Source organism: Pseudomonas sp. GW821-FHT07G10 (genome assembly GCF_059418545.1).
The window spans coordinates 23,189-32,454 of sequence record NZ_JBWKQB010000046.1 but is presented as its reverse complement, the minus strand read 5'-3'; the positions used below and the strand labels follow the sequence as shown (position 1 = coordinate 32,454).

Here is a 9,266-nt window from a genome sequence, read left to right as displayed (position 1 = left end):
GACGCTCCGCGTCCGCTTTGGATGTGACGCAGAGCGTCACGGGCTGCATTCCCACGCGGAGCGTGGGAACGATCACACAGGGGTTTTGTTTCTGCATCGAGGATTTACGCAGGTGCGGACGTGCGAATCAAATGATCGAACGCGCTGAGCGATGCCTTGGCACCCTCGCCCACTGCAATGACAATCTGCTTATACGGCACCGTGGTCACGTCACCGGCGGCGAACACCCCAGGCAGTGAAGTCTCGCCGCGTGCATCGACAATAATCTCACCACGAGGCGACAGCTCGATCGTACCCTTCAGCCAATCGGTGTTGGGCAGCAAACCGATCTGCACAAAGATCCCTTCCAGCTCGACATTCAACACTTCGCCTGACTGCCGATCCTTGTAGAGCAAGCCGTTGACCTTCTGCCCATCGCCGGTCACTTCAGTGGTTTGCGCATGGGTGATCACCGTAACGTTCGGCAGACTGTGCAGCTTGCGCTGCAATACCGCATCGGCGCGTAGCTGCACATCGAATTCCAGGAGCGTGACGTGCGCCACAATACCGGCCAGGTCGATGGCCGCCTCGACACCCGAGTTGCCGCCACCGATCACCGCCACGCGCTTGCCCTTGAACAGCGGGCCGTCACAGTGCGGGCAGTAAGCTACGCCACGGTTACGGTATTGCTGCTCGCCCGGGACGTTCATTTCACGCCAGCGGGCGCCGGTCGCAAGGATGACCGTCCTGGCTTTGAGCGATGCGCCGCTGGCGAATTTGACTTCGTGAAGCGCCCCGTTCTTGCCGGGAATCAGCGCGTCGGCGCGCTGCAGATTCATGATGTCGACGTCGTATTGCTTGACGTGTTCTTCCAGGGCCACGGCCAGTTTCGGCCCTTCGGTTTCCTGGACCGATATGAAGTTTTCGATGGCCATGGTGTCCAGCACCTGCCCACCAAAACGCTCTGCAGCGACACCGGTACGAATGCCTTTGCGGGCGGCGTAGATCGCAGCCGAAGCACCGGCCGGGCCACCGCCTACCACCAACACATCAAAGGCCTCTTTGGCGCTGATCTTTTCAGCCTGGCGCTCGATGCCGCTGGTATCGATCTTGCCGAGGATTTCTTCCAGGCCCATACGGCCCTGGCCGAAGTTGACCCCGTTCAGGTAAACGCTTGGCACCGCCATGATCTGACGATCATTGACTTCGTCCTGGAACAGCGCGCCGTCAATGGCAACGTGACGAATGTTCGGGTTAAGCACCGCCATCAGGTTCAGCGCCTGGACCACGTCCGGACAGTTCTGGCAAGACAGCGAGAAGTAAGTCTCGAAGTTGAACTCGCCTTTGAGCGAGCGGATCTGTTCGATCACCTCACGACTGGCCTTCGAAGGGTGGCCGCCGACTTGCAGCAAGGCGAGCACCAACGAAGTGAATTCGTGGCCCATGGGGATACCGGCGAAGCGCAGGCTGATATCGCTTCCCGGGCGGTTCAACGAGAACGATGGCTTGCGCGCATCGGTACCGTTGTCGAGCAAGGTAATGAGGCTGGAAAGGCTGGCAACGTCCTTGAGTAACGCGAGCATTTCCTGGGATTTCGCCCCGTCGTCGAGGGAGGCGACGATCTCGATCGGCTGGGTGACCCGTTCCAGGTATGACTTCAACTGAGCTTTTAGATTGGCGTCCAACATACGGGCGATTTCCATGTTTTTGGTAGAGAGGCAGGACGGCAGAAAAAACAACGCCCGGGCAGATTCGCCCAGGCGTTTTTTTGGGGCGATGCGGTTTACAGGCTCAAGAGCTCATCGCCCTCAATCGACTCACGGACTTAGATTTTGCCGACCAGGTCCAGAGATGGCGCCAGAGTGGCCTCGCCTTCTTTCCACTTGGCTGGGCAAACTTCGCCTGGGTGAGCAGCGACATACTGAGCGGCTTTGATCTTGCGCAGCAGCTCGGAAGCGTCGCGGCCTACACCGCCGTCGTTCAGTTCGACGATTTTGATCTGGCCTTCAGGGTTGATCACGAAGGTGCCACGGTCAGCCAGGCCGACTTCTTCGATCAGCACGTCGAAGTTGCGGGAGATCACGTGGGTCGGGTCACCAATCATGGTGTAGCGGATTTTTTCGATAGCAGGCGAAGTGTTGTGCCAGGCAGCGTGAGCAAAGTGGGTGTCGGTCGACACGCTGTAGATTTCTACGCCCAGCTTCTGGAATTCGGCGTAGTTATCAGCCAGGTCTTCCAGCTCGGTCGGGCATACGAAGGTGAAGTCGGCCGGGTAGAAGAACACGACAGACCATTTGCCTTTCAGATCGGCGTCCGACACTTCGACGAATGCGCCGTTTTTGAATGCGGTTGCTTTGAACGGTTTAACGTGGCTGTTGATGATAGGCATCGGTGACTCTCCGTCAGGGTTGAAAAGTTGATGAGGTGAATCCTACCCACTCAACTTCCTGATGGCTCATTGGCAAAGATGATGCCGCCGATTGGTTTTGGCTATTAGCACACCGTGTTAATAGAAGAAAATGTTAGCTACTCGTCAATGCGTTTCTCGGCGAGTTGAGTCATCCCGAGAAACGGACTGGCTTCGACGTAGCGCATGGCCGATTTCATGTCCTTCCAGCCGACATAACTCATCAACGACTTCAAATCCCAACCGCTGCGGTGAGCCCAGGTCGCGAACCCCCGGCGCAATGAGTGACTGGTGTATTGCTCGGCGGGAATCCCCGCGCGTTGCAATGCCTGACGCAACAACGGAATCACGCTATTGGCGTGCAAGCCCTCTTCGCTCAGGTTGCCCCAGCGATCAATCCCGCGAAACACCGGGCCGCGCACCAACCCGGCGGCATTGATCCATTCAATGTAAGCCTGCACCGGGCACAAACGTTGAAGTGCCGGGGTTTGATAGGTCTTGCCCAGGTTGTCGCGATCACTTTTGCTGCGCGGCAAATACAGCGTGATGCCCGAGCCGGCGGTTGCCTGCACGTGTTCGATTTGCACGCGGCACAACTCATCGCTACGAAAGCCCCGCCAGAAGCCCAACAAGATCAGTGCAGCATCACGCCTGGCCCGCAACAGCGTGGGTTGATCGCCGTCCGCCATGGCTTGCAACGCCTCTTGCTGGAGACAGGTAATGACTCGCTCCAGATGCTCGAGCTGCAACGGTTCGGCCTGTTTTTCCTGGACCGGGTGTAAAGCGCGGATGCCCTTGAAGACCTTGCGTACTACGGGTGCCTTAGTGGGATCGGCAAAGCCCTGACTGTTATGCCACTGCGCCAGCGCAGACAGCCGCAGCTTCAAGGTGTTGATCGACAACACGCCGGCATGAGCAACGAGGTAACGCGCCACGCTATCGCCGGTCGCCGGCAGAAACCCGCCCCAACTGACTTCGAAGTGCTCAATGGCTGCCCGGTAACTGCGCCGTGTGTTCTCGCGGGTTGCCGCGTGCAGATAACGATCCAGATCGCTCATGGGCTCGGTTCTCGAAGACGTACTGAAATGCAGCATTAAATCGTGTTTTTCTACTATCACACGGGGTAATACCAGTATATCCCATGCTAAAAATGTAAATCTTTAACTTTAATTATCGCGTAATATAGTACGTATACATGTAGTACATACCACAGTACGAAATCGTAGGAGAACACATGGCTCGTGGCGGCGTTAATAAAGCGGTAGTGCAAACGGCACGCCTGGCGATCCTCGCCCGCGGCGAGCATCCAAGCATCGATGCGGTACGTATCGAGATGGGCAACACCGGATCCAAGACCACCATCCATCGCTATTTGAAGGAGCTGGACGACGGCGACGAACGCCTGAGCGCGCCGCACGAGCAGATTGACGATGAGCTGGCGGGTTTGGTTGCGCGCCTGGCGCAGCGCCTTAAAGAACAGGCTCAAGAACCGATCGATCGCGCCGAGGCACGATTCGAGTCGCAAAGAAACGCGCTGGAAGCGCAACTGGCTGATGCCATCGACGCTCAGGCTCGGCTCAAGCAACAACTCGAGATTCAGCACCTAGCGCTCGCCGACGAGACCGCTACATTGCAGAGCACCCGCTCGATGCTGCAGACCGAGCAAACCCGCAACGCCGGATTGAATCAGGCACTGAGCGACTTCGAATTACGCTTGAAAGACAAGGATGAGCAGATACGCTCACTGGAAGAAAAGCACCTGCATGCCCGCGATGCCCTGGAACACTACCGTAATGCCATCAAGGAACAGCGCGAGCAAGACCAGCGCCGCCATGAAGGGCAACTGCAGCAGGTTCAAATGGAGCTGCGTCAGGCACAGCAGAGCGCACTGGTGCGTCAGGACGAGATCACCCAACTGCACCGCGACAACGAACGCCTGTTGACCGAGAACCGCGGCACACTTCGGGAGCTGAGCCTGACCCAGGAGCAGCTCAAGCAGGTCAACAACCGCTACCAACAGTTGCTGGAGCACTCAAACCACGTCGACAGTGATCGCACCCTCCTCCAGGAACGCTTGCGCGTCGCCTTGCTGGAAAGCCACTCACTCAAACAAACCGTCAACGAGCAGGCTCAAACCAACAAGGAACTGGAGCTTTCACTGGTAAAAGCCGAAGCAAGCCTGCAAGCCCTGCACCTGGCGTCCGTGACAACCACAGAGCCAGATACGCAAGGCACCTCAGCGCCCGCTAAAGACGATTAACCCGCCACGGGCGTGCGCATGGTGACGAACTCTTCAGCGGCCGTAGGATGCACACCGATGGTTTCATCGAAATCGCGCTTGGTCGCGCCCGCCTTCAAGGCAATGGCCAGCCCCTGAACGATCTCACCGGCTTCCGGCCCGACCATGTGGCAACCCAGAACCTTGTCGGTCTTGGCATCTACCACCAGCTTCATCAGCGTGCGCTCCTGGCACTCAGTCAGCGTCAGCTTCATTGGCCGGAAACGGCTTTCGAAAATCTGCACGGTGTAGCCGTCTTCTCTGGCCTGCTCTTCAGTCAGGCCGACAGTGCCGATATTCGGCAAGCTGAACACCGCCGTCGGGATCATCCTGTAATCCACCAGGCGGTATTGCTCGGGCTTGAACAAGCGTCGCGCCACGGCCACGCCTTCCGCCAAGGCGACTGGCGTCAGCTGAACGCGACCAATCACATCTCCGATTGCCAGAATAGAAGGCTCGCTGGTTTGGTATTGCTCATCGACTTCGACGAAACCGCGCTTGTCGAGTTTCACCGCGGTGTTTTCCAGGCCTAAATTGTCCAGCATCGGACGGCGACCCGTGGCGTAGAACACACAATCAGCTTCCAGTTCGCGACCATCCTTGAGCGTCACTTTCAAACTGCCGTCGCCTTGCTTGTCGATACGTTCGATATCCGCGTTGAACTGCAGATCCATCCCGCGCTTGGTCAACTCTTCCTGCAAATGGGTGCGCACCGCGCCATCGAAGCCACGCAAGAACAGATTGCCGCGATACAGCAATGTGGTTTTTGCACCCAGGCCATGGAAGATCCCGGCGAACTCGACCGCGATATAACCACCGCCCACCACCAGAATGCGCTTGGGCAACTCTTTCAGGAAGAAGGCCTGGTTGGAACTGATGGCGTGCTCGTGACCCGGGATATCCGGGATCTGCGGCCAGCCACCGGTGGCAATCAGAATGTGCTCTGCCGTGAAGCGCTGGCCATTGATTTCCACCTGATGCGGATCGATCAGCCTGGCATGCCCCTCATGCAAGGTCACGCCGCTGTTGAGCAACAGATTTCGATAGATACCGTTCAATCGATTGATTTCACGGTCCTTGTTGGCAATCAGCGTCGGCCAATCAAATTTGGCCTCGTCCAACGACCAGCCAAAACCCTGAGCCTGCTCAAAGTCTTCAGCGAAGTGCGCGCCATACACCAACAGCTTTTTCGGCACGCACCCAACGTTGACACACGTACCGCCCAGATAGCGGCTCTCAGCCACTGCCACTTTCGCACCATAGCCAGCAGCGAAGCGCGCAGCACGAACACCGCCGGAACCGGCACCAATCACATAAAGGTCAAAATCGTAGGCCATTTCAATCTCCTAAGCAGGCCACCAGCATAACCGCTGCGGCTTTTTTGGGCAGCACAACGAGTTACATGGGGCCGGAAAATGAAAAAGCCACCCAAAGGTGGCTTTTCAGCACGGAACGGTGAAGCGCTATCAGTAAGCCTTGCCCGTCTTGTAGAAGTGCTCGAAGCAGAAGTTGGTCGCTTCGATGTAGCCTTCAGCGCCACCGCAGTCGAAACGTGTGCCTTTGAACTTATAGGCAATCACACAACCGTCCTGCGCCTGCTTCATCAGGGCGTCGGTGATCTGGATCTCGCCACCTTTGCCCGGATCGGTTGCTTCGATCAACTTGAAGATGTCCGGGGTCAGGATGTAACGACCGATGATCGCCAGGTTGGACGGGGCATCTTCAGGTTTTGGCTTCTCGACCATGTTACGCACGCGATACAGATCATCACCGATCAAATCGCCAGCGATCACGCCGTATTTGTGGGTTTCCTGCGGGTCGACTTCCTGGATTGCCACGATCGTGCAACGGTACTGTTTGTACAGTTTGACCATCTGGGTCAGCACACCGTCGCCTTCCAGGTTGACGCACAAGTCGTCCGCCAGCACTACGGCAAAGGGTTCGTCGCCGATCAATGGACGGCCGGTCAGAATAGCGTGACCCAGGCCTTTCATTTCGGTTTGACGGGTGTAGGAGAACGAGCACTCGTCGAGCAGCTTGCGGATGCCGACCAGGTACTTCTCTTTGTCAGTACCTTTGATCTGGTTTTCCAGCTCGTAGCTGATGTCGAAGTGGTCTTCCAGGGCACGTTTGCCACGACCGGTAACAATAGAGATTTCTGTCAAGCCAGCGTCCAGTGCTTCTTCAACGCCGTACTGGATCAGTGGCTTGTTCACCACCGGCAGCATTTCTTTAGGCATGGCCTTGGTCGCTGGCAGGAAGCGAGTACCGTAACCGGCTGCTGGGAACAAGCATTTCTTGATCATATGAGTCCTTGAAAGGGCTGTACGTACGAATTTCGGCGCAGTCTAATCAGGCGGCGAGCACCTTACAATGCCCTGCGCGGGCTAACCGACGCCATCATAGAGAAATATCAGGAGCAATAGTTCCGCAGCATCTTACATATCGAGCCTGCCGTAAATCACCTTCTTGTCGTCAGGCCCCGCTTTCAAAGGGGGGATGCGTACTTCTTCAGACGGTACTGTCCTGAGCGTCGACAAACCGCCAACTGCCCTTTCACCCCGCTTTTGACGCTATGATTGCGCGCTTTACCCAGCCAACGAGGCAGATCGATGTCGGCAGCAAAAAGCGTGAACGGTTACCTGATCAATCAGGCAAAAGATGGCCAATGGTGGGTAGACAGTGCCAGCGGCGAAAATGTTGCCGGGCCTTTCCCCACACAGGCGTTGGCCATTGAGGTTGCAGAGGTGCTGCAGGACCAGCCGGCGCCCCCTGCCCGGCGACGCAGCACCAAGCCCTAAAAGCCCGCGCTATTCAGGCCCTGCCTTTGCGCAGGGCTTGCGGGTGTTTGTCTGTACCCAAATGGCCTTTCGCTATAATCTTTCGCCAAGCCCGGCTGTACGCGCTCTGTTTCAACACTTTGATGACGATAAATAACATGAAGAAAGTTTTGGTAATCAGCGCGATACTGGCGGCTCTCAGTGGCTGTGCCACCGCAGAAAAGACTTATCTGAACGACGGTCAACAAGGGCTGACCATTGACTGCTCCGGAGAGGTCAACTCATGGGCCGCCTGCTATGAAAAAGCAGATGCTTCATGTGCCGGTACCGGCTACAGCATCATTGGCACCGACGGTACACCTTCACCCAAGGAAAGCGACAAAACGCTGGGCGTCGACGTCGGCAACTTCAAGAGCCGCAGCGTGGTGGTCGTCTGCAAGTAAGCCTGCAACCAGCCCCGTCGTGATCACATATGAATTTCGGCAAATTTGATCCCGAGCCCGCGCACCGTCTCGATCAGATCATCCAGTCGTGCGAATGACTCGACTTCATCGCTGTCATCCACCAGGAAAAAGCTGCGCCCTGCACTTTTCTTGAAAAACACAATCCACTCGCCCGAATTGGCTGGATTTTGAATCACATGGGTCGCGGAGATATGTCCCTCGGCATGCCGCTCTCTTACCTGTTCACGCTTCATCACTGCCCCCCCCCAAAAAAATAACAATGCCGCCCAAGCGCCAGCCTCGACGGCATCTGTATCGATTCTCGACAGTTTATCGGATGCCTTGGCCAATAGGTGCTCGACCTTGCCATCAGCAGGCCACTCCCTGCCAACCATATTGCTGAAACCAAAAAGCCTGAAGTGCCACAAACACTACGTGTTCATGCCCCTTCAGGCTTTAAATGTAAAAGCTCGCAATCAGCCGGAAATACACTCCGAGGCCGCATTACGCACATCCCAGGGTCGCAGCGGCATGTTGGACATTCGCTCAAAAAGTTTGATGCTGCTGCCATTGGATCGGTCTTCAATCTCGAACACCGCGGCCGGTCCCGAGGAAAATTTTTGCGGGACGATAACCCTCACGCCGTCCTTGTGCGGCTCGATCTGCGAGGCACCACGGCTACTCGACAGTTTGTCGGTCACACACCGGGCATAGTCCTGCGGACTTTTTCCCGAGATTACAACCATGGTTGGCGGCGTCTGCCTGATGTCCGCTACCGTCGCGCAACCACTTATAGCCAAGGCCAGAACCCACACCGCCCGCTTCATACAAAACCTCCGATAAAGACGGTCCGACAGCGCAAATGCTGTTTTTCTCCGAGACGCAGGCTTGTATCTCTCATAAAATCCCAAATAACTGTTCCTGATTGTCCAACCCGCCTTCGTCAGTCCGATAATAAACCGTTTGGACTGATAAACTGGGCCATTGCCCATCTATCGTTTTGATTTTGTAGAAAAAGCCCTTCTGGAGGCGCCCATGAAATTTATCCACCAGCGCGAGCACCTCAATGAAGACGATATCGTCGTCATCGAATGCTCCCAGGTTTGCAACATCCGGCTGATGAACGACGCCAATTTTCGCAGCTTCAAAAATGGCGGTCGCCATACTTACCACGGCGGCGCGTTCGACAAGTTTCCGGCCAAGATCACTGCACCCAGCACCGGTTTCTGGAATATCACCATCGACACCGTCAGCAGCCGGGCAATCAGCGTGACCCGCAAACCGAACCTGACCCATTCGATCAAGATCATCCGCCGTTCCAGCTCGAAACTGCGCTGAAACCCGCCCTGCACTGCCCCTCGATCAACAGGAACAGGTAC

At 56.5% G+C, this 9,266-nt stretch carries 11 protein-coding genes; 4 read left to right on the top strand and 7 right to left on the bottom strand.

Translation table 11 applies throughout. The features are described from left to right. Nucleotides 1-104: 104 nt before the first annotated feature. The 3 genes from ahpF to AC07O1_RS29345 form a co-directional block, all read right to left on the bottom strand. Complete coding sequence (ahpF, locus tag AC07O1_RS29355; RefSeq protein WP_495091066.1) at nt 105-1,667, bottom strand: alkyl hydroperoxide reductase subunit F; 1,563 nt, start codon at nt 1,665-1,667, stop codon at nt 105-107. Nucleotides 1,668-1,804: 137 nt separating this feature from the next. After that, entirely contained in the window at nt 1,805-2,368 is a 564-nt protein-coding gene (gene ahpC / locus AC07O1_RS29350; protein WP_419119408.1) for an alkyl hydroperoxide reductase subunit C, read from the bottom strand. 137 nt (nt 2,369-2,505) lie between these two features. Further along, on the bottom strand, nt 2,506-3,444 hold the full coding sequence (locus tag AC07O1_RS29345) for a site-specific integrase (RefSeq protein ID WP_495091065.1): 939 nt from the start codon (nt 3,442-3,444) through the stop codon (nt 2,506-2,508). A 176-nt stretch (nt 3,445-3,620) separates the two neighbouring features. Here AC07O1_RS29345 and AC07O1_RS29340 point away from each other — a divergent pair, with 176 nt between their 5' ends. Beyond that, nucleotides 3,621-4,646 carry a DNA-binding protein gene (locus tag AC07O1_RS29340; RefSeq protein ID WP_495091064.1) on the top strand — a complete coding sequence of 342 codons (1,026 nt, stop codon included), beginning with the start codon at nt 3,621-3,623 and terminating at the stop codon, nt 4,644-4,646. Here AC07O1_RS29340 and gorA read toward each other — a convergent pair. After that, entirely contained in the window at nt 4,643-6,001 is a 1,359-nt protein-coding gene (gene gorA / locus AC07O1_RS29335; RefSeq protein WP_495091063.1) for a glutathione-disulfide reductase, read from the bottom strand. The two genes, AC07O1_RS29340 and gorA, sit on opposite strands and share 4 nt — an antisense overlap. Before the next feature lie 129 nt (nt 6,002-6,130). Beyond that, nucleotides 6,131-6,970, bottom strand: a complete 840-nt coding sequence (gene galU / locus AC07O1_RS29330; RefSeq protein WP_494991298.1) for a UTP--glucose-1-phosphate uridylyltransferase GalU — start codon at nt 6,968-6,970, stop codon at nt 6,131-6,133. Between the two features lie 306 nt (nt 6,971-7,276). Here galU and AC07O1_RS29325 point away from each other — a divergent pair, with 306 nt between their 5' ends. Both AC07O1_RS29325 and AC07O1_RS29320 read left to right on the top strand, forming a co-directional pair. Continuing rightward, nucleotides 7,277-7,465 carry a hypothetical protein gene (locus tag AC07O1_RS29325; RefSeq protein WP_494991297.1) on the top strand — a complete coding sequence of 63 codons (189 nt, stop codon included), beginning with the start codon at nt 7,277-7,279 and terminating at the stop codon, nt 7,463-7,465. Nucleotides 7,466-7,602: 137 nt separating this feature from the next. After that, a complete protein-coding gene (locus AC07O1_RS29320) occupies nt 7,603-7,887 on the top strand; it encodes a hypothetical protein (RefSeq protein ID WP_495091062.1) in 285 nt (94 codons plus the stop codon). Nucleotides 7,888-7,910: 23 nt separating this feature from the next. On the opposite strand, the gene AC07O1_RS29315 is transcribed toward AC07O1_RS29320, so the two are convergent. Together AC07O1_RS29315 and AC07O1_RS29310 are read right to left on the bottom strand one after the other, a co-directional pair. Next, entirely contained in the window at nt 7,911-8,141 is a 231-nt protein-coding gene (locus tag AC07O1_RS29315) for a hypothetical protein (RefSeq protein ID WP_494991295.1), read from the bottom strand. A gap of 222 nt (nt 8,142-8,363) precedes the next feature. Further along, a complete protein-coding gene (locus AC07O1_RS29310) occupies nt 8,364-8,714 on the bottom strand; it encodes a hypothetical protein (RefSeq protein WP_495013506.1) in 351 nt (116 codons plus the stop codon). A gap of 208 nt (nt 8,715-8,922) precedes the next feature. On the opposite strand from AC07O1_RS29310, the gene AC07O1_RS29305 reads away from it, so the two are divergent. Beyond that, on the top strand, nt 8,923-9,225 hold the full coding sequence (locus AC07O1_RS29305) for a DUF1883 domain-containing protein (RefSeq protein ID WP_494991293.1): 303 nt from the start codon (nt 8,923-8,925) through the stop codon (nt 9,223-9,225). The last annotated feature ends 41 nt before the right edge of the window (nt 9,226-9,266 follow it).